15 protein-coding genes and 1 other RNA gene are annotated in these 22,612 nt (G+C 74.0%); 11 read left to right on the plus strand and 5 right to left on the minus strand.

The features are described from left to right. Positions 1-38: 38 nt before the first annotated feature. Positions 39-1,427, minus strand: a complete 1,389-nt coding sequence (locus tag ABD385_RS25610; RefSeq protein ID WP_344580267.1) for an ABC transporter substrate-binding protein — start codon at positions 1,425-1,427, stop codon at positions 39-41. 1,173 nt (positions 1,428-2,600) lie between these two features. Then, positions 2,601-6,356, minus strand: a complete 3,756-nt coding sequence (locus ABD385_RS25615) for an FtsK/SpoIIIE domain-containing protein (protein ID WP_344580514.1) — start codon at positions 6,354-6,356, stop codon at positions 2,601-2,603. A 534-nt stretch (positions 6,357-6,890) separates the two neighbouring features. Between ABD385_RS25615 and ABD385_RS25620 the strand changes: the two genes are divergently transcribed. The 4 genes from ABD385_RS25620 to ABD385_RS25635 all read left to right on the plus strand — a co-directional run bounded on the left by ABD385_RS25620 (position 6,891) and on the right by ABD385_RS25635 (position 12,481). Then, on the plus strand, positions 6,891-8,516 hold the full coding sequence (locus ABD385_RS25620) for a serine/threonine-protein kinase (protein ID WP_344580271.1): 1,626 nt from the start codon (positions 6,891-6,893) through the stop codon (positions 8,514-8,516). A 181-nt stretch (positions 8,517-8,697) separates the two neighbouring features. After that, positions 8,698-10,002 carry a serine/threonine-protein kinase gene (locus tag ABD385_RS25625; RefSeq protein WP_344580274.1) on the plus strand — a complete coding sequence of 435 codons (1,305 nt, stop codon included), beginning with the start codon at positions 8,698-8,700 and terminating at the stop codon, positions 10,000-10,002. A 137-nt stretch (positions 10,003-10,139) separates the two neighbouring features. Beyond that, a complete protein-coding gene (prfB, locus tag ABD385_RS25630) occupies positions 10,140-11,255 on the plus strand; it encodes a peptide chain release factor 2 (protein WP_344580275.1) in 1,116 nt (371 codons plus the stop codon). Positions 11,256-11,590: 335 nt separating this feature from the next. Beyond that, positions 11,591-12,481, plus strand: a complete 891-nt coding sequence (locus ABD385_RS25635) for an LPXTG cell wall anchor domain-containing protein (RefSeq protein ID WP_344580276.1) — start codon at positions 11,591-11,593, stop codon at positions 12,479-12,481. Between the two features lie 141 nt (positions 12,482-12,622). On the opposite strand, the gene ABD385_RS25640 is transcribed toward ABD385_RS25635, so the two are convergent. Then, entirely contained in the window at positions 12,623-12,814 is a 192-nt protein-coding gene (locus ABD385_RS25640; protein ID WP_344580278.1) for a hypothetical protein, read from the minus strand. Positions 12,815-13,131: 317 nt separating this feature from the next. Here ABD385_RS25640 and ftsE point away from each other — a divergent pair, with 317 nt between their 5' ends. From ftsE to ssrA, 5 genes are all read left to right on the plus strand, one after another. Then, positions 13,132-13,821 carry a cell division ATP-binding protein FtsE gene (ftsE, locus tag ABD385_RS25645; protein ID WP_344580280.1) on the plus strand — a complete coding sequence of 230 codons (690 nt, stop codon included), beginning with the start codon at positions 13,132-13,134 and terminating at the stop codon, positions 13,819-13,821. A gap of 9 nt (positions 13,822-13,830) precedes the next feature. After that, positions 13,831-14,742 (plus strand): permease-like cell division protein FtsX, encoded by a 912-nt coding sequence (gene ftsX / locus ABD385_RS25650; RefSeq protein WP_016572291.1) that lies wholly within the window; start codon positions 13,831-13,833, stop codon positions 14,740-14,742. Positions 14,743-14,809: 67 nt separating this feature from the next. Continuing rightward, entirely contained in the window at positions 14,810-16,009 is a 1,200-nt protein-coding gene (locus tag ABD385_RS25655) for a S41 family peptidase (RefSeq protein ID WP_344580282.1), read from the plus strand. A gap of 18 nt (positions 16,010-16,027) precedes the next feature. Beyond that, the gene (gene smpB / locus ABD385_RS25660; RefSeq protein WP_344580284.1) at positions 16,028-16,528 is read left to right on the plus strand and encodes an SsrA-binding protein SmpB; all 501 of its coding nucleotides are present in this window, start codon (positions 16,028-16,030) and stop codon (positions 16,526-16,528) included. A gap of 124 nt (positions 16,529-16,652) precedes the next feature. Next, positions 16,653-17,022, plus strand: a transfer-messenger RNA (tmRNA) gene (ssrA, locus tag ABD385_RS25665). Positions 17,023-17,115: 93 nt separating this feature from the next. Here ssrA and ABD385_RS25670 read toward each other — a convergent pair. After that, entirely contained in the window at positions 17,116-18,396 is a 1,281-nt protein-coding gene (locus ABD385_RS25670; RefSeq protein ID WP_425585476.1) for an MFS transporter, read from the minus strand. Between the two features lie 115 nt (positions 18,397-18,511). Here ABD385_RS25670 and ABD385_RS25675 point away from each other — a divergent pair, with 115 nt between their 5' ends. Continuing rightward, complete coding sequence (locus tag ABD385_RS25675; protein WP_344580288.1) at positions 18,512-19,540, plus strand: LysR family transcriptional regulator; 1,029 nt, start codon at positions 18,512-18,514, stop codon at positions 19,538-19,540. Between the two features lie 196 nt (positions 19,541-19,736). Beyond that, a complete protein-coding gene (locus ABD385_RS25680) occupies positions 19,737-20,273 on the plus strand; it encodes a DUF4232 domain-containing protein (protein WP_344580290.1) in 537 nt (178 codons plus the stop codon). A gap of 164 nt (positions 20,274-20,437) precedes the next feature. On the opposite strand, the gene ABD385_RS25685 is transcribed toward ABD385_RS25680, so the two are convergent. Then, on the minus strand, positions 20,438-22,351 hold the full coding sequence (locus tag ABD385_RS25685) for an asparagine synthase-related protein (protein WP_344580293.1): 1,914 nt from the start codon (positions 22,349-22,351) through the stop codon (positions 20,438-20,440). Positions 22,352-22,612: the final 261 nt, after the last annotated feature.

The raw sequence follows: 22,612 nt of genomic DNA on the forward strand, positions 1-22,612 counted from the left end.
TCGAGGTGCCCCACCCAACGAGGTGCTGCCCGGCCCGCTCAGTGCCCGAAGGACTTGGCCGCGTCCTGCTCCAACCGCCGCTGCGTACCCGCCACGTCCTTGGGGTCCTTCAAGAAGTCCTGCAGGTCCTTCCACTCGCCCTGCCCCGGCTTCCCCCCGAACGACGCCGGCGCCTGATCCGACATGTCGAACCGGAAGTCGTCCCCCGCCGCGACCAACGCCCCCGCGATCTTCCGCATCACGTCGTCCGCGTACGCCGCCCGGTCCAACTCCCTGTTCGGCGACAGGAAACCGCCCGCCTGCGCCCAGATCTTCGCCGCGTCCGTCGACGCCAGGAACGTCAACAACGCCTGCGCCGCCTTGGAGTCCTTCAGCGCCACCGCCACGTCCCCACCGGTCACCACCGGCGACTTGGCACCCACCGCGGGGAACGGGAACACCTTCGCGTCCGTCCCCACCTTCGCCTTCGTCTGCGCGATGTTCGCCGCCGCGAAGTCCGCCGACGACACCATCGCCGCCTTCGGCGCGTCACCCCCGGTGAACGTCTGCGTCACCGACGTCGGGAAGTCCGTCTGCAACGCCCCCGCATTGCCACCCGCCAACAACTCCTTGCGGCCGAACAACTGCCCCAACGTGGTCAGCGCCCGCGTCACCGACGGATCCGTCCACTTCAGGTCGTGCTTCGCCAACCGGTCGTACTTCTGCGGCCCGGCCTGCGACAGGTACACGTTCTCGAACCAGTCGGTCAGCGTCCACCCGTCCGACCCGCCCACCGACACCGGCTCCACACCCGACTCGGAGATCGTCTGCGCCGTCTTCAAGAACTCCGGCCACGTCTTCGGCTCGGACACCCCGGCGTTCTCGAAGACCTTGGCGTTGTACCAGACCAACGACTTGTTGCTGGCCTTGAAGTACACCCCGTACTCGGTGCCCCCGTGGGCCCCCAGCTCCCGCCACCCCTTGCTGTAGTTCTTCGCCAACTGCGCCTTGGCGTCCGCCCCGAGCGGCTTGAGCCACCCCTTCCCGGCGAACTCGTTCAACACCCCCACCTGCTGCAACAGCGCCACGTCCGGCGGCCCACCACCAGCGATCTTGGACCCGACGAAACCCGCCATGTCATCACCGCTGGGCACGAAGTCGACCTTCGCCCCGGTGCGCTTCTCGAACTCCGCCAACACCTTGGTGAAGTTGTCCCGCTCGGCCCCCGTCCAGACCGCCGTCACCTGCAACCGCTGCCCGCCCAACTTCGGCAACGCCACCGAAGGCGCCGTACTCCCGCCCCCCGCCCCACCACTCCCACTACCCCCACCACTCCCACTACCCCCGCACCCGGCCGCCCCGAGCGCCACCACCGCCACGGCCGCCGCCACCCGCACACCCGCCCCAGCACGCCCGACCTGCCCGCCCCGCTCGACCCGTCCACGCATCCCCGTAGCCCCTCCATAGCCCTTGACCGAGCGCAAACCCAACGCTCCCGCCCAGCCCATCCGCCCACATACCTGAGTGCCTGAGTGCCCGACTGACCTGAGTGCCTGAGTGCTGTGCTGCCGTGCTCCGGTGCTGTGCTGCCGTGCCGCCGTGCTGCCGTGCCGCGGTGTGGTGCTGCCGTACTCCGCGATGCCACGGCGCCGCCGAGGTACCCGCGACGCTGCGTTCCCGCCGTTCCCGCGGTTCCCGCCGGCGCTGCTCGCGCCCAGGGCGCTCTCCGCGCTGTTGGCCTGCTGGTGCTGCTCCGTGAGCTTCGTGTGCTCCGTGCTGGTGGTGCCGCCTACACCGCCGGCCGCCAACCGCGCCGGCCCCCGGCGCAGACGCCGCTTGCCCATGCTGTCGTTACTGGCGGTGCTGGCCGTGCTTAGCGTGGTGGCGCTGTCCGTACAGGCGGTGCAGGTGGCACTGGTGGCGCTGTCCGTACTGGCGGTGCCGTCGTTCCGCAGCCGCTCTACCGGCCTCTACCGGGCCCGCCGGCGCCCGGTGCCCGGCGCCCCGCGGCTCCCGCCGGGGCCGCCCCGCCCGGTCCCATACCCTCCCGGAAACCACGACCGGGCCCGACACCGACACGACACCGCAACCGAGACCGGCACCGCAACCGACACCGGCACCGAGACCACCGAGACCAGGGTCACAAAGATCGACCCCTGGAGCGGCAACGGACCCGGCCCGCCGACCGGGACCGCGGCACGTGCGACAGTCCTACGCCCCCACCACCGGCTCCGCAATACCGCCGTCCACGCCAACTGCCCTTTTGTGATCGGCCTGTTACGGGCCTCAACCGGCCCGCCCTAGCCCCCCCGACCCAGGCGCCATCCCGGCAACCCCCGCCCCGCCCCGGGCCGCCCCAGCCCCAAACACCCCAGGCCCAGCCCCGAACCACCAGGCCCCCGAACCACCAGGCCCCCGAACCACCAGGCCCCGAATTCCCGGCCCCGAAGGCCCAGCCCCTAAATACCGCAGCCCCCCAACGGCCACAGCCCCCAACGTCCGCAGCCCGGCACTGGCCACAAGCCGGTACCGACCACCAAGCCACGCCGGACTTACGTCAACACGTCAACACCTCAACGGCGGCCTCGGCACCTCAACGGCGGCCTCGGCGCCGGCCGGCCTCACATCAGCGACGGCCCCGCCGGTGCGCCCGAGGACTGCGCGGCCCGCTGCAGCGCACTGGCCAGCAGCGCCAGGTCCGTCGGGCCGTTGCCTAGCTCGCGGAGCGGGCGCCGGGCCGGCGGGTCGCCCATCCGTTGCCACTCCAGGGGCACGACGGTCGGCCGCAGCGTGGACGTACGCGGTATCCGGCCGGTCACCCGACCCGCCTGGAACGGCGTGGACCCGCCGTCCTCCGCGCGGTGCAGCCACCCGCGGCCCGGCGGCATCGGCTCGGCGTCGGACGGTGCCGACCCGGCCGGGCCGGCACCGCCGCCGGCCGACGCGATGCGCCCCAACTGGATGCGCAGGGCGGCCCGTTCGGCGGTGTCGGTGCCTTCCGTGCGGTCCGGGTGACCGGTCGCCGCTATCAGGTGCACGCCCAGTGCTGCGCCGCTCCGGGCCACCGCCTCCAGGGCGCGGACCACGGAACCGGCGGCCGGGCGGCCCGTGCTGCCCAGCGCCGGGGAGACCAGTGCGTCGAAGTCGTCGACCAGGACGAAGAGCCGGGGCATCGGGGCGGACGCGTGGGCGGGCCCCGGCGTCGGCGCCGGGGATGCCGACGGGCCGGGCTCGGAGGTTTCCGGGCGGGTGCGGAGGCGCAGGGTGCCCGTGCGGGAGGGGTCCGCGGGCCCGGCCGTGGTGCCGCCGCCCTCTTCCTCATTACGGCAACGATTACGGAGAGTGAAATGTTCCGATGATTCGTTACTCGGTGTGAATGAGGTGGGTGGGGTGGGGGTGGCGTGCTGGTGCGGGGTGGCTGCGGAGGCGCTGGCAGCGGCGGGACGCGCACCGGAGGTGCTGGCGGTGCCTGAGGTGCTGCCGGTGCTGGCGGTGCCCGTGAGTCCGGGGGTGCTTGAGGAGGCGGAGGAGTTCGGCCCTGCCGCGTTCGCGGTGTGCGGAGCGGGGGCGTTCGGCGTGGCGGTGCCGGGGGTGGCGGTGCTTTCGGTGGAGCGTCGGGGGGCGACGATGCGGGGGGCCGGGAGGTGCTTGTTGCGCCACTCGGAGAAGGGGGTGCCGGCCAGTATTTCGGCGCGCCGCTTCAGTTCGGAGGACAGGGCCTGGGCGAATTCCCGCATCCGCACCGGGTCCGAGGCGGCGAGGTGCGTCGTGACGTGCGGCAGTTCCGTACAGGCCCGCAGGCCGTCGCCGCGCTCGGTGCCGGCGCCGTCCACCAGCACCAGCGACAGCCGGTCCGGGCGGTCCGCGGCGGCCAGCGACGCGGCGAGGGAGCGCAGCAGTTCGGTCTTGCCGGTGGCCGGCGCGCCTTCGACGAGGAGGTGGGCGCCGTCGGCCGCGAGGTCGGCGACCACGGGGCCGTGCGGTCCGGCGCCCAGCACCGCGGCGACGCTGGGGCGGTCGGTGTCCTGGGCCGCGGCCCAACGGGCCAGCAGGGACGCGGGAGTGGCGCGGGCCAGCCCCAGTTCGTCCAGTAGGCGCGTCGCGTCCGGCAGCGGCACCGCGGCGCGCGGTGCCCTCGGCCCGCCCGCGCCGGCGCCCGTCTCGGTCTCGCGCAGCGGCGCCAGCGACCGGGCGAACCGCTCGGCCCAGGCGGCGGAGACCGCGTCCACGGTCGCGACCGCGCCGTTCGGCCCCGAGCCCGGCTGGACCACCCGCAGGGCCGTGGCGACGTCGCCGCTGAGCACCGCCACCGCCCCGCACTCGCCGAACGCGGGTGAGGCGACGCGCGCCGCCTCGTACGTCGCGGCCAACGGGAAGGCGGGGGAGGCGGCCGGGGTCTCCGCCAGGCAGAGCACGTGGATGCCGGCCGCCGGACCGCCCGCCGCGAGCCGTGCGGTGGTCTCGCGCAGCGCCGACGAGCCGGGGTCGCCGTCCACGATCAGCAGGGTGTGCGGTCCGTGGTGGCGGGCGGCGGCCGCGGCCACTTCGGCGCGGTCGGCGCTGGGCCAACCGGGGCCCAGGGGGCCGTCGTCCAGGCGTCGCACCAGTTCGGACGTGCGGGCGGTGGCCTGTTCCTTGTCGTAGGCGAGCAGGAGGCGGCAGTCCTGGCCGCGGGCGGGACGGACGTGCGGCAGCCAGCCCAGCCAGGACCAGTCGGCCACCCGCTCCTCGGCGGCGTGCGCCCGGTCGGTGCCGATCAGCACGATCTCCAGCGCGCCAGGGGAGTGCAGGGCGGCGAGCTGCGCGGTGACGGACCGGGCGAGGCCGACGAGGCGCCCGCGCGGGCCGGCCAGCCCGAGGGCGCCGGCGCGGCGCAGGTCGATGGTGACCGGTGTGACGGTGCGCCCGCCGTCCCGCTCGGCGGTGCCCAGGCGGACGGTGAGCGCGTCGGGGTGGTCCGGGCCGCGCTCCCAGAGCCGGGGGCCCGGGCCGAGCACGGTGAGCAGGACCGCGGCGGCGTCCGGCCAGCGTTCGTGGTCGGCCGGGCCGGCGGCGGTGGGGGCGGCGCCGGCGGCCCGGCGGGGCGGCTCGCCGGTGGGTGCCGGCCCGTCGTCGTACGGCGTGCCGGGCTCGGGGGCGTCCGGGTCCGTCGCGGGGCGTCCGCCGGCCAGTCGGCGGGCCCAGGCGCCGATGCCGCCGCGCCGGCCGGCCTTGCGGGCCATCGGGTCGAGCGGGACCAGGGACTGCTGTCCGCCGTGGGTCTGCCCGTCCATGGCGGCGGCAGCGTGGCCGGACCCGGACCCGGACGCGGGGCCCGGCTGGTAGGCCGCCGCCGGATGGGTCGGTCCGGTGCCGTACGTGGCGTGGGTCGGTTCGTGGGGCGCGTGCGGGGGCGGGACGGTGGCGGGCGCCGCGAGGTCGGGTGCCGCCGGGGCGTGCGCGGCGGGCCCCGGGGTGGGCTGCTGGTGGGGCGCGGCGGGCGGGAACAGGCCGCCGCCCGCCGGTCCGCCCGGTGCCGGGGTGAGGGGGCCGGGCATGCCCAGGGGCGCGTCGGCGTCGTGTGCCGCGCGGGTGGTGGGGGCGGGGATGCCGCGCAGCGGGGTGTCCCGGCGTCCCGTGCCGGTGGTGGCCGGGGCGGGGGAGTGGCCGGCGCCGGCGTACAGGGCGCCCGAGGTGGTCGCCCCGGTGGCCGTGGCGCCGGGGCCCAACTGGCCGGGGGTGACGCGGAGGTGGCCCTCGCCGTCGGGGGTGGCGTTCAGGGCCGGGTCCGGGGTGTGCGGCGGGGACTGGAGGCGGAGCGCCGATTCGCCGATGCGCAGCAGGGCGCCGGGGGGCAGGGGGACGGCGCGGTCGCCGAGTTCGGTGCCGTCGACGGCGGTGCCGTTGGTGGAGCGCAGGTCGGCGACGTAGACCGCGCCGTCGGGCTCGACGGTGACGGCGCAGTGCAGGCGGGAGACGTCGGGGTCGTCCAGGGGGACGTCGGCGTCGGCGGAGCGGCCGATGCGGATCTGCCCGCCGTGCAGGAGGTGGACGCCGCCGGCGTCGGGGCCGGAGACGACGCGCAGGCGGGCGGAGCCGTGCGGCAGGCCGTGTGCGGGGGCGGGGCCGGGGCCCTGGAGGGAGAGCACCGCGCCGTCGATCAGGGGCGGCTCGCCGAGGGCGGCGCGCTGCGGGTCGAGGCGCTCGGTGCCGGCGTAGAGGATGACGGGGGCGCTGCTGCCGGTGGTGCCGACGTCCGCGCCGGTGCCCGCCACGGCCGCCGCGAGGGAGCCGGCCACCGTCGCCAGGGCGGTGCCGGCGGGGGCCGTCACGAGGACGTCGCAGGCCCGCGTGGTGGGGCCGCTGCGCGGCCCGAGGACGGTCAGCCGGATCTGCATCGCCGTCAACGGTCCCTTCTGCCGGGAATCCGGCCGGGGCTCCGCTCGCTCCCCCACCGCACCCCGGGCACGTCGGCACGGACATGTCCCATGCACGTCGCGACAGTGACCGCGCGCCCCCACCGCGTGCGTGCTGGGATGCATCCTCGCACCTGCCGCTGACAACACGCCCGTCGACCGCCCATTAATGATCTTGATTGGTCGACGCCCGGCGGAAAACTGCCTGCTTACCCGCAGTGAACCGGCCGATTTCGATCATCGGATGCCGTGGAAGCGATCAGTGGGGGACGGCACCCGGACCGCTGAAGCGGGTTCCGGCCGAGTTGACGCGGCCGTCGCCCGCCCCGTGGCCGCCGGGCCGTGCGGCGCCTGCGACCCGGGCAACCAACGGCCCGGAACCGGCGTCTTCCCGAGGAGCCCCGCCCCGTCCGGCGCACCGAAATGTTTGTGCGACGGCACTACAGTGGGGCGGACGGGCCGCGAGCTGACCCAGCGGGCCAGGCAAGGATCCACCACGACCAGGGAGCGCATGACGTGCGGCCGGTAGGCAGCAAGTACCTGCTTGAGGAGCCGCTGGGACGCGGCGCCACGGGCACCGTCTGGCGTGCCCGCCAGAGGGAGACGGCGGGTGCCGAGGCCGCCGTCCCGGGGGAGCCCGGCGAAACGGTCGCGATCAAGGTCCTCAAGGAGGAGCTGGCGTCCGACGCGGACGTGGTGATGCGCTTCCTGCGGGAGCGCTCGGTCCTGCTGCGGCTCACCCACCCCAACATCGTCCGGACCCGCGACCTGGTCGTCGAGGGCGACCTGCTGGCGCTCGTCATGGACCTGATCGACGGTCCCGACCTGCACCGCTACCTGCGCGACAACGGCCCGTTCAGCGCGGTGGCGGCGGCGCTGCTCACCGCGCAGATCGCCGACGCGCTGGCCGCCAGCCACGCCGACGGCGTCGTCCACCGCGACCTCAAGCCCGCCAACGTCCTGCTCGCGGGCTCGGACGGCAGCGGCGAGATGCACCCGATGCTGACCGACTTCGGCATCGCCCGGCTCGCCGATTCCCCGGGGCTGACCCGGACGCACGAGTTCGTCGGCACCCCCGCCTACGTGGCGCCGGAGTCCGCCGAGGGGCGCCCGCAGACCTCCGCGGTGGACGTCTACGGCGCCGGCATCCTGCTCTACGAGCTGGTCACCGGCCGTCCGCCGTTCGCCGGGGCGACCGCCCTGGAGGTCCTGCACAAGCACCTCGCCGAGGAGCCGCAGCGCCCCGCCTCGGTCCCCGATCCGATGTGGACGGTCATCGAGCGCTGCCTGCGCAAGCGCCCCGAGGAGCGCCCCAGCGCCGAGAACCTCGCCCGCGGGCTGCGCGCCGTCGCGGCCGGCGTCGGCGCGCAGGCCACCCCGGAGCAGGCCCAGGCGGCACTGGGCGTCGCCGCGCTGCTCGCCCCGGACCCGGACCCCGCCACGGTCCCCGGCACCGACGGCTCCCAGGGGGCGGGCGCCGCGGCGCCCACCCAGGTGCTGCCGACCAACGCGTCCTCCTACGACCCGGGCGCCCCGACCAGCGTGCTGCCGGCCACCGGCGCCGGTGGCCCCGTGGGCCAGGGCCCGGCGCCGACCCGCGCCATGCCGCCGGTCCCCCCGATGCCGGTGGGTTCGCCCGCCGGTCCGCCGGAGCCCGAGGGTCCGCACCCGTGGGAGTCCCAGCTGCGGGCCGCCCGCGACCGCAACGACCAGACCCAGGTGCAGTACCTGAGCCCGCAGGACGACCCGCTGCGTCGCCGTCCGCAGCGCCGCCCGGGGCCCGCCCCGCAGCAGCAGCCCCAGTACGGCGGCCAGCCGGCCGGCTACGCCGCGCAGCGCCCGCTGGCCCCGCAGCGCCGTCAGGAGCCGCCGCCGCAGCGCTACGAGCCGGCCCCGCCGCCCGCCCGGGAGCCGCGGCCCGCGCGCGAGCCGCGCCAGCGCAGCGCCAACCCGATGCGGATCCCCGGCCTGGGCTGCCTGAAGGGCTGCCTCTTCACCCTGCTGCTGTTGTTCGTGGCGGCCTGGCTGGTCTGGGAGTTCACCCCGCTCCAGGAGTGGATCGGGACGACCAAGGGCTTCTTCCAGCAGATCGGTGACGTCTTCACCAGCGTGAAGGACTTCGTACAGAGAGTCGGTGGCTGACGGCCCGTACGGACGGAGCGGTGGCGGCATCATCGCTTTGTCGACTTCCGGCCGGTGAATTCGCGGACAGAAGTGACGGTTGCCGCTATTGGGGGCACTGAACCCTCTGGCGCCCGCGTAGCTTTGACGCCAACCTCAGCCCCCGCAGGACGCCTCGGGGGCCCGACACGTCGGAGCAGTCTTGGCACGGAAGATCGGCAGCCGGTACACCGCCCACCAGATCCTGGGACGCGGCAGTGCGGGCACGGTATGGCTGGGCGAGGGTCCCGAAGGGGCCGTGGCCATCAAGCTGTTGCGTGAGGACCTCGCCTCCGACCAGGAGCTCGTCGGCCGCTTCGTGCAGGAGCGGGCGGCACTGCTGAGCCTGGAGCACCCGCGCGTCGTCGGCGTCCGCGACCTCGTCGTGGACGGCGCCGACCTCGCGCTCGTCATGGACCTGGTCCGCGGTACGGACCTGCGCACCCGTCTGGAGCGCGAGCGGCGGCTGGCCCCGGAAGCCGCCGTGGCCATCGCGGCCGACGTCGCCGACGGCCTCGCCGCCGCGCACGCCGCCCGGATCGTGCACCGCGACGTCAAGCCGGAGAACGTCCTGCTGGACATGCAGGGACCGCTCGGCCCCGGTGGCGCGCACCCCGCACTGCTCACCGACTTCGGCATCGCGCGCCTGGTGGACTCCGCCCGCCGCACCCTGCCCCAGTCGTCCAGTGGGGGCACCACCCTCTCGCTCCGCTCGACCAAGGTCATCGGCACCCCCGACTACCTGGCCCCGGAGATCATCGAGGGGCTTCCGCCGCGCGCCTCGGTGGACGTCTACGCGCTGGCCACCGTCCTGTACGAGATGCTCGCCGGCTTCACGCCCTTCGGGGGCGGCCACCCCGGAGCGGTGCTGCGCCGCCACGTCACCGAGAGCGTCGCCCCGCTGCCCGGCATCCCGGACGAGCTGTGGCAACTGCTGATCCAGTGCCTCGCCAAGGCGCCCGCCTCCCGGCTGCGCGCCCCGGAACTGGCCGCCCGGCTGCGGGAGATCCTGCCCGGCCTGGTCGGCATCCCGCCGCTGGACATCGACGAGCCCGGGGACGAGCCGCCGGCGGACGACCCGGAGGGCGGCCCCGCCGGGTCCCGCCAGGAGGCGCACTACCCGACGACGGAGCCGGAGGGCCCGCCGCGCGGCGCGGTCCCCCTCGTCCAGGGGGCCACCCCGGACTCCAGCCGGGAGACGCACACCAGCATGCGGGTGCCCGAGCCGGACGAACTGGCCGGTGGCGCGCACGGCACCGCCCGCGCCCCGCGGGCCGCGGGGGAGCGCCGGGCGGGTTCGGCCCGGCACCGTTCGTCACCGGAGGCGGTGCGCCGCCGCCGGATCAAGGTGGGCGTGGTGGCCGCCCTGGTCGTCGTGGCGGCCACGATCGGCGGTCTGCTGGCCTCGGGCGGCGACGAAGCGGGCGACGCCCGGCCGGGCGTGCACCAGTCGCACACAACGCCGTGACCTGGGCCGGACGTCGCCGCGGCGCGGGCGCGGGCACCGCGCGCGGGCGCGGCGGCGGGCCCGCGGCACCCGGCCCCGCCTCGGCCGGCGGGCCGGGGCCGGGGCACATTGTCGGTGGCAGCCGTTAGGCTGGGTGCGTGGCAGTCGTCGATGTATCCGAAGAGCTGAAGTCCCTCTCCTCGACCATGGGGTCGATCGAGGCCGTCCTGGACCTCGACAAGATGAGGGCCGATGTCGCCGTGCTTGAGGAGCAGGCCGCGGCGCCGTCCCTGTGGGACGACCCGGCGAACGCGCAGAAGATCACCAGCCAGCTGTCCTTCCTCCAGGGCCAGCTGCGCCGGGCCGAGGAACTGCGCGGCCGTGTCGACGACCTCGAGGTGCTCTTCGAGCTCGCCGAGGCCGAGGGCGACGAGGAGACCCGCGTCGAGGCCGAGCGCGAGCTGACCGACGTCCGCAGGGCGGTGGACGAGCTGGAGGTCCGCACGCTGCTGTCCGGCGAGTACGACGCCCGTGAGGCCCTGGTGAGCATCCGCGCCGAGGCCGGCGGGGTGGACGCCGCGGACTTCGCCGAGAAGCTCCAGCGGATGTACCTGCGCTGGGCCGAGCGCCACGGCTACAAGACCGAGCTGTACGAGACCTCGTACGCCGAAGAGGCCGGCATCAAGTCGACCACCTTCGCCGTCCAGGTGCCCTACGCCTACGGCACGCTCTCCGTGGAGCAGGGCACGCACCGCCTGGTGCGCATCTCGCCGTTCGACAACCAGGGCCGCCGCCAGACCTCGTTCGCGGGCGTCGAGGTGCTGCCGGTCGTCGAGCAGACCGACCACATCGAGATCGACGAGAGCGACCTGCGGGTGGACGTCTACCGTTCCTCCGGCCCCGGCGGTCAGGGCGTCAACACCACGGACTCCGCGGTCCGCCTGACCCACCTGCCCACCGGCATCGTCGTCTCCTGCCAGAACGAGCGCTCGCAGATCCAGAACAAGGCCTCCGCCATGAACGTCCTCCAGGCGAAGCTGCTGGAGCGGCGCCGCCAGGAGGAGCAGGCCAAGATGGACGCCCTCAAGGGCGACGGCGGCAACTCCTGGGGCAACCAGATGCGTTCGTACGTCCTGCACCCCTACCAGATGGTCAAGGACCTGCGGACGGATTGCGAGGTCGGCAACCCGCAGGGCGTGCTGGACGGCGACATCGACGGCTTCCTGGAGGCCGGCATCCGCTGGCGCAAGCAGCAGGAGCAGCAGGCGAAGTAACCGCCGACGCAAGCGGACAAACGCCCGCGAAACCTCCTGGCAACTGCCTCCCTAGGGGAGGCAGTTGCCTTTTGTCGTGGCGGTTAGGTCACAGTCGTACGTCCATGTATCGCCCAACTCATGGCAATTCAGGCATCAAGCCTTTATTCGGCCTTGACGATGTTCCGAGAACTGGGAAGGCTGAGCGCGGCATGCGTGTGTCATGGGGCGCGTGCAGGAACGGGGAGGCGAACGGTCCGCAGGCGCTGCGCGGCCGTGGTGTGCACAACCCCATCGGTCGTTGCCCCGTGCGGCGGTGCTCCAATGACGAGTTCAGCTACTGGGGGTAGCAGTACATGACGAAGAAGACGCGACTGCGCGTTGCGCGCATTGCGGCCGGTGCGGTGATCGCGGCCGGTGCGTCGCTCACTGCGGCCGGCGCGGCATCCGCCGCCGAGACCGGACAGGGCCAGGCTGCAGGCAAGGTCTGCAAGCCGTGGGACGTGCTTGAGCTGTTCTGCCACGACACCAGCGGTGGCACCTCCACCGGTGGCGAGTCGACCGGCGGCGAGTCCACCGGTGGTGACAGCACCGGCGGTGAGATCGGCAGCCAGACCGGTGGTGAGTCGACCGGCGGCGAGATCGGCAGCCAGACCGGCGGCGAGTCCACCGGCGGCGAGACCACGGGTGGCGACACCACCGGTGGCCACACCTCCGGTGGTCAGACCTCGGGTGGCGAGACCACCGGTGGCGACAACTCCGGCGGTCAGACCTCCGGTGGTCAGACCTCGGGCGGCGAGACCACGGGTGGCCACACCTCCGGTGGTCAGACCTCGGGTGGCGAGACCACCGGTGGCGACAACTCCGGCGGCCAGACCTCCGGTGGTCAGACCGGTGGCAGCAGCACCGGCGGTCACTCGGGCGGCAGCACCGGCGGTCACTCCGGTGGCAGCAGCACCGGTGGTAGCCACTCCGGCGGCGGCAGCACCGGCGGCGACAGCACCGGTACCGGCACCGACAACGAGGGCTCCAAGCCGATCGAGCAGCCCGGCCAGGGCAAGGAGCAGGTCGTCGACACCCCGGGCCAGGCCAAGCAGCAGGCCAAGGGCGGGCAGCTGGCGGAGACCGGTTCGTCCGGCACCACCTTCCTGCTCATCGGTGCGGCCACGATGATCGCCGGTGGCGTGGGCTTCCGGGTCCTGCCCCGCCTGATCAACAAGAACGGCGGCGGCGCGGCGGCTGCCTGACGCTGACGCGACGCACGACGAGGGGCCCGGGACGGTAGACCGTCCCGGGCCCCTCGGGCGTACGGCTGAGGCGTGCACGGATCCGAACACGCTGGGCGGCGGCGCCGTCACGCCATGGCGCCGCGGTCGAGCGCGGGACCGTCACACGGCCTGGCGGAGCAGCACCGCGACCGCGATCAGCGCGATCAGCAGGGCCGCCAGCACCACGGGATTGAGCTGGCCGAAAATGCCTGCTTGCCGCTGGAGGCGTTCCCTACTGGCCCGGCACACGGGGCAGCGGCCCTCGCTCACAGGGGCCGCGCAGTTGGCGCACACCAATCGGTCGTACGTCATGCGACCTCCTTACTCACTGCACCAACGCACCGGGAAGCGCGTCGGTTCCCTCTACCACTGTGCCAGCTCCGCGGCCGGACGGCGCGCCCCACGGACGGCGACCTGTCCTCCGCCCCTCCCCTGCGAGCGGATCTGGCCGTCCCCTCCGCGCCGCTCGCCCGAAATTGTGCGCGTTTTGTCCCATAGGCGCCGTGAACAAACGCACCAACCCCCCACAGCGGCTTCGCCCCCACCCGAGGTTCGCGTATGGTCACGCTCACCGACGGGAGCCGTGAACGGCAACCCGTGCCCCTACCCAGGTCGACCGTGGTGCATCTGTGATCCGATTCGACAACGTCTCCAAGACCTACCCGAAGCAGAACCGCCCCGCCCTCAGGGACGTCTCCCTGGAGATCGAGCGCGGCGAGTTCATCTTCCTGGTGGGCTCCTCGGGCTCCGGTAAGTCCACCTTCCTGCGATTGCTCCTGCGCGAGGAGCGCGCCAGCCATGGCGCCGTCCACGTACTGGGGAAGGATCTGGCCAAGCTCTCCAACTGGAAGGTGCCGCAGATGCGGCGCCAGGTGGGCACGGTCTTCCAGGACTTCCGGCTGCTCCCCAACAAGACGGTGGGACAGAACGTCGCCTTCGCCCTGGAAGTCATCGGCAAGCCGCGCGGCCAGATCCGCAAGACGGTGCCCGAAGTCCTCGAACTCGTCGGCCTCGGCGGCAAGGAGGAGCGCATGCCGGGCGAGCTGTCCGGTGGTGAGCAGCAGCGCGTCGCCATCGCGCGGGCCTTCGTCAACCGCCCGTTGCTGCTCATCGCCGACGAGCCCACCGGCAACCTCGACCCGCAGACCTCCGTCGGCATCATGAAGCTGCTGGACCGGATCAACCGCACCGGGACGACGGTGGTCATGGCCACCCATGACCAGCAGATCGTCGACCAGATGCGCAAGCGGGTCATGGAACTCGAGAAGGGCCGGCTCGTACGCGACCAGTCGCGCGGCGTGTACGGCTACCAGCACTGAAAGGACGCCATGCGCGCCCAGTTCGTCCTGTCGGAGATTGGTGTCGGTCTCCGCCGAAATCTCACGATGACCTTCGCCGTCATCGTCTCCGTAGCCCTCTCGCTCGGCCTGTTCGGCGCCTCGCTGCTGATGCGCGACCAGGTGAGCACGATGAAGGGCTACTGGTACGACAAGGTCAACGTCTCCATCTTCTTCTGCAACAAGAACGACGCCGAAACGGCCGCCAACTGCGCCAAGGGCGCGGCGACCGAGCAGCAGAAGAACGACATCCTGGCCGAACTGCACCGGCTGCCGCTGGTGCAGAACGTGGAGCACGAGACCAGCGACCAGGCGTACAAGCACTACAAGGAGCAGTTCGGCGACACCCCCGTGGCCGGTCTGGTGACGCCCGACCAGCTGCCGGAGTCCTTCCGGGTCAAGCTCAAGGACCCGACGAAGTTCGATGTCATCAAGTCGGCGTTCTCCGAGCGGCCCGGCGTCGAGCAGGTGCAGGACCAACGGGACACCGTCGAGCCGCTGTTCCGTCTGCTGGACGGCATGCGGTACGCGGCCCTGGGCGTCATGGGCCTGATGCTGGTCGTGGCGCTGATGCTGATCGTCAACACCGTGCGGGTCTCGGCCTTCAGCCGCCGCCGGGAGACCGGCATCATGCGGCTGGTCGGTGCGTCCAGCTTCTACATCCAGCTGCCGTTCATCATGGAGGCCGCCATCGCCGGCCTCATCGGTGCGGTGTTCGCCTGTGTGCTGCTGGTCGGCGGCAAGTACTTCATGATCAACCAGTGGTTGGCCAAGCAGATCCAGGTGGTCAACTTCATCGGCTGGGACTCGGTCCTGGCGGTGCTTCCGCTGGTCCTGCTCATCGGCCTGTTGATGCCTGCGCTCGCCGCGTTCTTCGCGCTGCGCAAGTACCTCAAGGTGTGAGCTTCACCAAGGGCGCCGTACGGGCAACTCCCCGTACGGCGCCCTTTCGTCGCCTAGACTCACCGGCATGTCGGGCCCGTGTTCGTACGACCGGCCCCGCCGCATCCGCCGCGGGGCGGCCCTGACGTTGTTCCTCGCCGGCGTGCTCGCCGCGGGCGCGGCCACCGGCACCTGGGACGACGCCGGCGACGTCGCGGAGCCCGCCGCCCGCAGCCGGCCGGCCGGTGGCGCGGTCGCCGGGCGGGCCACCGCCGACCGGGCCGCACGGGCCGCGGCGCAGGCCGCCGCGGACGGCAAGTCCGGTGCGCAGGCCGCCGCCGAGGTCGTCAGTCGCAGCGGCGACCGGTGGTCGACGGTCTACACCCACGGCGAATTCGAGGACTTCCAGGCCCAGTTGGGCGGCGCCTACGTCGGCGTCGGGCTGTGGGTGCGGCAGCAGGACGACGGCGCGATCACCGTCTCCCGGGTCCAGCCCGGCGGCCCCGCCGCCCGTGCCGGCATCGCCGTCGGCGACCGCCTCGATGCGGTCGACGGCCGGCCCGCCCGAGGCCGCCCGGTCACCGAGACCGTGGCCCGGCTGCGCGGCGACGGCCCCCAGGGCTCCGGCGCCGCCGCCGGCACCCCGGTCCGGCTGGACCTGCACGGCGGCGAGCGCGACTGGAGCGTGACCCTGTACCGCACCCGCCTGCGCACCCGCAACGTCACCGTGGACCGCCCGGCCGGCGCGGACGGCCCGACCCGCATCAAGATCACCGCGTTCGCCAAGGGCACCGGGGCCGCGGTCCGCCGCGCGGTGCGGGCCGCCGATCCGCGCGACGGGCTGCTGCTGGACCTGCGCGGCAACACCGGTGGCCTGGTCACCGAGGCGGTCGCCACCGCCTCCGTCTTCCTCGACGGCGGGCTGGTCGCCACCTACGACGTGCACGGCAGCCAGCGCGCCCTGTACGCCGACGGGGCCGGTGACACCCGGATCCCGCTGGTCGTGTTGGTGGACGGGGGCACGATGAGCGCCGCCGAGTTGCTGTCCGGCGCCCTCCAGGACCGTGGCCGGGCGGTCGTGGTGGGGGCTCCGACGTTCGGCAAGGGCTCCATCCAGATGCCCAGTGAGCTGCCGGACGGCTCGGTCGCCGAGCTGACCGTCGGGCACTACCGGACCCCGGCCGGCCGGGCCGTGGACGGCGCCGGGATCACCCCGGACCTGATCGTCGAGGACCATGCGGAGAAACGGGCCCGCACAGTATTGAGTGGCCTCGGCACCGGTGCGTAGTGCGAAAATGGCCGCACTATGGCTACCAAGGGCAAGGGCAAAGAGAAGAACGACGGGCGCAAGCTCGTCGCGCAGCACAAGAAGGCGCGGCACGACTACCACATTCTGGACACCTTCGAGTGTGGTCTGGTGCTGACCGGCACCGAGGTGAAGTCGCTGCGTCAGGGCCGGGCGTCGCTCGTGGACGGGTTCGTCCAGATCGACGGCGGGGAGGCGTGGCTGCACAACGTGCACATTCCGGAATACGCGCAGGGCACCTGGACGAACCACAGTGCCCGGCGGAAGCGGAAGCTGCTGCTGCACCGCGTCGAGATCGACAAGCTGGAGTCGAAGTCTCAGGACTCGGGTCACACGATCGTGCCGCTGTCGCTGTACTTCAAGGACGGGCGGGCCAAGGTCGAGATCGCGTTGGCCAAGGGCAAGAAGGAGTGGGACAAGCGGCAGACGCTGCGCGAGCAGCAGGACCGCCGGGAGGCGGAGCGGACGATGTCGGCGGTCCGACGCCGGCAGCGGGCCTGAGGCACCGGCGGCCGGCGGGGCGTCCGCGACGGCCGCCGGGAATGTGCTGGCACCCGCGCGTGTTGGTCACGTACGATGGGGACACACCCCGCGAGGGTGTGGCACCACCTTGAAAAGAAAACATGGGGATGATCGGTTTCGACAGCGGATGTCGAAGCAGGGGAAGCGAGTCGAGGAAGCGGCAATGATCTCGTTAACCATATGCCGAAACCTATAATCGCCAACACCAAGCGCGATTCCTTCGCCCTCGCTGCCTAAGTAGCGACTTGCGAAGTGTCAGCCCGGGGCCGTTCCCGTCCCGGATCCTGGCATCAGCTAGGGGACTTCACTTCTGAGCCCGGTCACGGGGTCCAGAAGGACATTTAACAGTGACTGAGCCCGTCGGAGACTTGTCCGCGTGATCTCCGGGGCTGAGAAAATCGAAGCGGACTGCACTCGGAGAAGCCCTGATTCTGCACCGTTGGACGCGGGTTCGATTCCCGCCATCTCCACAATTCCCATGTGAATGACAGCCCTGCTGTTCCGGAAACGGAACGGCGGGGCTTTCGTTTTGCCCGCCCGGCGCAGGCCCCGGCCCCGGCCGGCCCTCAGGGCCGCCGGGCGGTGACCGCCGTGGCCGCCGCGGTGATCATCAGGGCCAGGGCCGCGGCCACGGCCGGTACCCCGTACCCGGCGGTCGGCGACGGCAGGTGTTCGGCGGCCCAGCCGCCGGCCGCCGAGCCGGTGGCGATGCCGGTCAGCAGCGCGGTCACCGCCAGCGCCAGCCCCTCGTTCAGCCGGCCCGCCGGGATGCGGGACTGGACCAGGCCCATGCCGGTGACCATGGCCGGGGCGGTGGCGGTCCCGGCCGTCAGCAGGGCGGCGGCGAGCAGTACCGGTGCGCCGGTCGCGGCGGCCGCCAGCGGCAGGGTGAGCAGTGCGGCCATCGTGGCGACGCAGCCGAGGAACCGCCGCCCGGGCCGGGCCGCCGGGGGTAGCAGCCCGAGCAGCAGTCCGGTCGCGCCGGAGCCGGCCGCCTGGAGGGCGAGCAGGCCGCCCGCCGCCGGACGGAAGCCGTGCGCGTCCGCGTAGGCGACGGTGACCACTTCGAGGGAGCCGAACACCGCGCCGGTGGCCAGGAAGGTGAGCAGCAGCGGGGGCAGGCCGCGGGAGCGCAGCGGGGCGGGGGCCTGTTGGGCCGACGGCAGGGGCAGGGTGCGGGTGGCGGGGGGCTCGGTGCGGCGCTGGGCCGCGAAGAGCAGGACGCCGGTGAGCAGCAGGGCCGCCGCGACGGCGGTGCCGGCCTCCGGGGCGACGCCGGTGCACAGCAGCGTGGCGAGGACCGGGCCGAGCAGGAAGCACAGTTCGTCGGCGGCCTGCTCGAAGGAGTTGGCGGTGTGCCGGGCGGCGGGGTCGTCGTGGAAGAGGTGCGCCCAGCGGGCGCGGGACATGCCGCCGGTGTTGGGGGTGGTGGCGGTGGCCGCGTAGGAGGCGAACAGGGTCCAGTTGGGGGCGCCGGTGCGGACGCACAGCAGCAGCGCGAGCGAGCCGAGGACGGCGAGGGCGGTGGCCGGGACGGCGATCCGGGCCTGACCGTGGCGGTCGACGAGCCGGGCGGTCACGGGGCCGACCAGCGCGGTGGCGGCGAGTCCGGTGCCGGTGACCGCGCCGGCCAGCGCGTAGGAGCCGCGGCTGCCGGCGATCATCAACAGGGCGCTGACGCTGAGCATCCCCATCGGGAGCCGGGCGAGGAGGCCGGCGGCGGCGAAGGCGCGGGTGCCGGGGACGGCGAAGAGCCGGGCGTAGGGGGAGCGGCGCCGGCGGCGGGGCGGGCGGACGGGCGGGGCGGTGACCGGGCGGGCGGCGAGGAAGAGGATCACGCCTGCCACGATCGGGGCGCGGGCCGGTGGCCGTCCAACACCTGGTCGGAGCGATTCACGCAGTGCTGTTGTGAGTGCCGGGCGGGGCGTTCAAGGGGCAGGGGAGCGGTGTGAGGATGGGGCGGTGCCGTACGACATCGACCCCCGGCTGCTGCGGGCCTTCACCGCGGTCGCCGAAGAGTTGCACTTCACCCGGGCCGCCGCCCGGCTCTACGTCGCCCAGCAGGCGCTCAGTCGTGATGTCCGGCGGCTGGAGGGGGAGTTGGGCGCCCAGTTGTTCGTGCGGAGCACCCGGCAGGTGGCGCTGACCGCGGAGGGTGAGCGGCTGCTGCCGTACGCGCGGCGGGTGTTGGCGGCGCACGAGGACTTGGCGGCGGCCTTCCGGGCGGAGCCCGCGCGGCCGTTGGTGGTGGACGTGGGGGCGCCGGTCGGGACCGCGCACCGGGTGCTGGCGGAGGCCCGGCGGCGGGTGCCGGAGAGCTGCGAACTGGTGGCGCGCTTCCACAGCGGGCTGACCGGTGCCGCCGCGGCGTTGGCGGCCGGGCGGCTGGACGTCTCCTTCGGGCGGTTCGCGGGGTTGCCGGCGCCGGCCCGGGCCGGGCTCGACCACCAGCCGGTGCGGTTGGAGCCGATGGCGGTGCTGCTGCGCGCGGACCATCCGCTGGCCGGCGTCGCCGCCGTACCGCTGGGCGGGCTGGCCGGCGAGATCCTCTACGCGGCCGCCGGGAACCCGCACACCGCGGAGTGGACGGACCTGGCGGCGCGCCTCTTCGACGGGCGGGGGATCGCGATGGCGGAGCCGTTCCCGGAGATCGAGGGGGCGGACGAGTTCGTGCGGGTGGTGCGCAAGCGCGGCTGGTCGGTGCTGGCGAGTACGGAGTTCATCGAGGTGCCGGGGATGGTGCTGCGCCCGTTGGTGGACCCGGTGCCGTTGTCGCCGGTGGGGATGGTGTGGCGGAGGGGGCTGAGGCATCCCGGGTTGGACGCCTTGCGCGCCGCCGCGCGGGAAGTGGGCGCCCGGGAGGGCTGGCGTGCGCTCCCCGACGTCGACTGGTGGCTGCCGGCGGCGGACGGCGCGGCGATGGGCGTGGTGAGGGGGGCGGGGGCGGCGGCGAGGGGCGGTGCGGCGGACGGGGCCGGACCGGGCGCCTGAGGGCCGCAACTCCCGCCGGGCGCCCATCGAAGGAGGGGGCCGGTGCCGCCGTGACGTGACCGACGTCTCCTTACCTGGCGCATATCCATCCCCGGTGCAGGCAACCAACGGCACCGGAATTCCTTCCTTACGGAAAGACATCGTGTGCGAACGATGTGTGCGAACAGGACAATCGGATGGAACAGGGGGGGGAGTCGTGCAGCGACGTTCCGTGCTCGCGACGACGATGGCCGCGCTCGCCTTGACCGTCACCGCCGGACTGGCTCTGACGGGTTGCGGATCGGGGCGGATGGCGGCCCTGCACGCCAACTGCAAGACCAGGGGCCTGAGCTGGAAGATCACCGTCCTCCAGGCGGCGCCGCACAGCACCCACCGGGAGGCCCGCCTGTCGGGTGTGAACAAGGGCTCGCAGCCGTGCGTCTTCGACGGCTTCCCCACGTTCGCGGTCCACGTCGGCAAGGGGCCGGAGTCGGACGGCAAGGGGCAGGGCCGCACCATGCCGATAGACCTCGCGCGCGGGGGCATGGTGACCACCAGCCTGCGCTACAAGGACCACGGGCCCGGCATGACGCCCGCGGACTGCCTGGTGAGCAATGACGAGGCGATGGTGGGCGCGCCCCGCGACCACCACCAGAAGTCGATAAAGGTCCGGGACGAGAAGGGCAAGAAGACCCGGATGAACATCTGCGAGCAGACGATCTGGATGACTCCGCCGGCCGAACGGACCGGCTGACACCGAGCGGACCGGCTGACGTCGAACGGCCGGTGCGGTCGGTCGGCGGCGGTCGGGGAGTCGGCCACCGGTCGGCCCGCGCCGCGTGGTCGGCCAGGTCGTCGGTTGCCTCGTCGGCCGCTTCACCGGCGGCTGCGTCGGCCGTGTCGTCGGTCGGGCGCGGGTCAGTCGCCCTCGCCGGCCGGTGCGGACGTCCGGGCGGCGGGCGCCGGGACGGCGTCGTACGCGGCGGGGGCCGGCAGCGCCCGTAACCAGAACTCGGCGGCCAGCGTCGGGTCCAGCGGCCGCAGCGCACCGGTGTCCGGTTGCAGGGACGTCAGGACCGGACGCAGCACGTCCGGGCGGATCAGTCCCAATTCGGCCAGTCGGGAGTCCTCGCACAGTGCCGCCAGCGCCCGGCGGTTGCGGCGCAGCCCGGCGTGCAGCTCCGCGCTGTGGGCGCGCCGGCCGCCGCGGCTCAGCACCGGTCCGGGCACGGTGCCGCGCATCGCCGCGACCAGCACCGGTTTTCCGCCGCCGCCCGGCACCCGGTCGGCGAGCCGGACCGCCAACGCCGCCTCGATCACCGCGTCGTCCAGGAACGGCGCCTCGTAGGCGACCCCGTGCGCCGAGGTCAGTGCGTCGATGCCGCGGACCCGTTCGCCGGCCCGGACCGCGGCCGCGGCCAGTTCGTGCTGGGCGCGCAACGGGTCGACGGGCTCGGGCGCCGCGGCGGCGGCCTCCCGCAGCAGCCGGCGGACCGTGGCGAGGGCGTCCGGGTGGGCCCAGGGCGGCATCGCCGGCAGTTCCTCCCAGTCCGCCCGGCCGGGCCGGCGCCGCGCGCCGGGGACGATCCGGTCGGCGCCGGCGGCCAGCCACCGGGGGTAGCTGCGGCCGCCGAGCAGGGTGCGCAGGGTGGCCGGCAGCGTCCAGGGGGCGAGTCGGCGGGCCCGGCGGGCCAGTCGCGCGGCGGTGCGGAGGTCGCCGCGGGCGAGTGAGTTCAACGCCATCGGCCGGAGCGCGAACAGCTCGTCGCCGCCGACGCCGGCCAGGTGCATCCGGGAGCCGAACGTCGCGACCAGCCGCGCCTGGTGGATCAGCCGGGCCGCTTCCCGGACGGCGACCAGCGGCCCGGCGGGGTCGATGTGGTCGGGCTCGGCGGGCGGGGTGTACCAGGTGGGGGCGTCGGTGTAGGGGAGGGCGAGGTGGCGGCCCCCGTGGCGGACCCGGCTGAGGCGGTAGGCGCTGTGCGCGCTCCACAGAGGGTCGTCGTCGGCCGGATCGCGGCCTTCCCAGCCGGTGGTGATCAGTTCGGTCGTGTCGCGGGCGGCCAGGAAGCACACGCTGGTGGAGTCCAGGCCGCCGGAGAGGTCGGCGCTGAGGGTGGCGCGGCGCGTCCGGGCGTGCACGGCCGCGCCGAGTGCCTCCCGCACGGCCTCGGCGGCGTCCGGCAACGGGACGTCCGGTTGCGGCGGGTGCCACCAGCGGACCTCGCGGTACTGGCCGGCCGGGTCGTGGGCGGCGCAGTGGCCGGGGGGCACGGCGTGCACCGCGTGCCAGGGGGTGCGCAGCGCGAGCGGCAGCGGGGCGCCGGGTGCGAGCAACCGGGTGGCCAGCGCCTCCTCGTCGAGCGTCCCGGTCCGCGGGGCGCCGGGCAGCCCGGCGCCGGCCGCGGCGCGGGCCAGTGCGGCCAGGTCCTGCGGGCGGTTGCCCAGCACCGTGCGGCCGCCGAGGTCGGTGCGGTGCAGCCGGCGGACCGCGGAGAGGCTGCCCCGGGCGCGGACCTCGGCGCCCATGGCGGCCAACAGGAAGTAGCTGCCGGGGAGTTCGTGGCGCAGCCCGACGAGTGCGTCGAGCGCGTCGACGTCGCGCAGGCGGCGCAGGAGTCGCGTCAGGGCGTCCGTGGTGGCCGAGGTGGTGCCGAGCAGCACCGCGCAGCGCGGGCCGACGCGCGCGGTGACCAGCTCCTCGCGCCGCCAGTGCCCGACGATCCAGGGGCGGCCGGAGAGGTGGGCGACGGTGCGGGTGGCCCGGGTCCGGGGCAGGCAGGCGGCGAGCTGGTCGGTGACGGGGTGGTCGGGGAACACCAGGAAATCCACGGGGGGTTACCGCTCCTTGGCCTCGGGCGTGCGCGCCGGTGCCGTCGCGCGCCGGTGCCGGCGCGGGGGTGGTGCCGGTGCGGGTGGTGGGGCGACGGGTGGACGAGCACGGGGCCGGCCGGTCGGGGGCGACCGACCGGACCGGCCCTCGGTGCGTGCCGGGACGGGGAGGTGCCCGGCGGGGGGATCGCGCGGCGGGTGGGGGACGCGTCAGGAGCCGTCCGGTCCGCCGGTGATCCGCTGTGGTGTTCGGTGCATCGC

This window comes from Streptomyces lunalinharesii, from assembly GCF_039532155.1.
Taxonomy (GTDB): Bacteria; Actinomycetota; Actinomycetes; order Streptomycetales; family Streptomycetaceae; genus Streptomyces; species Streptomyces lunalinharesii.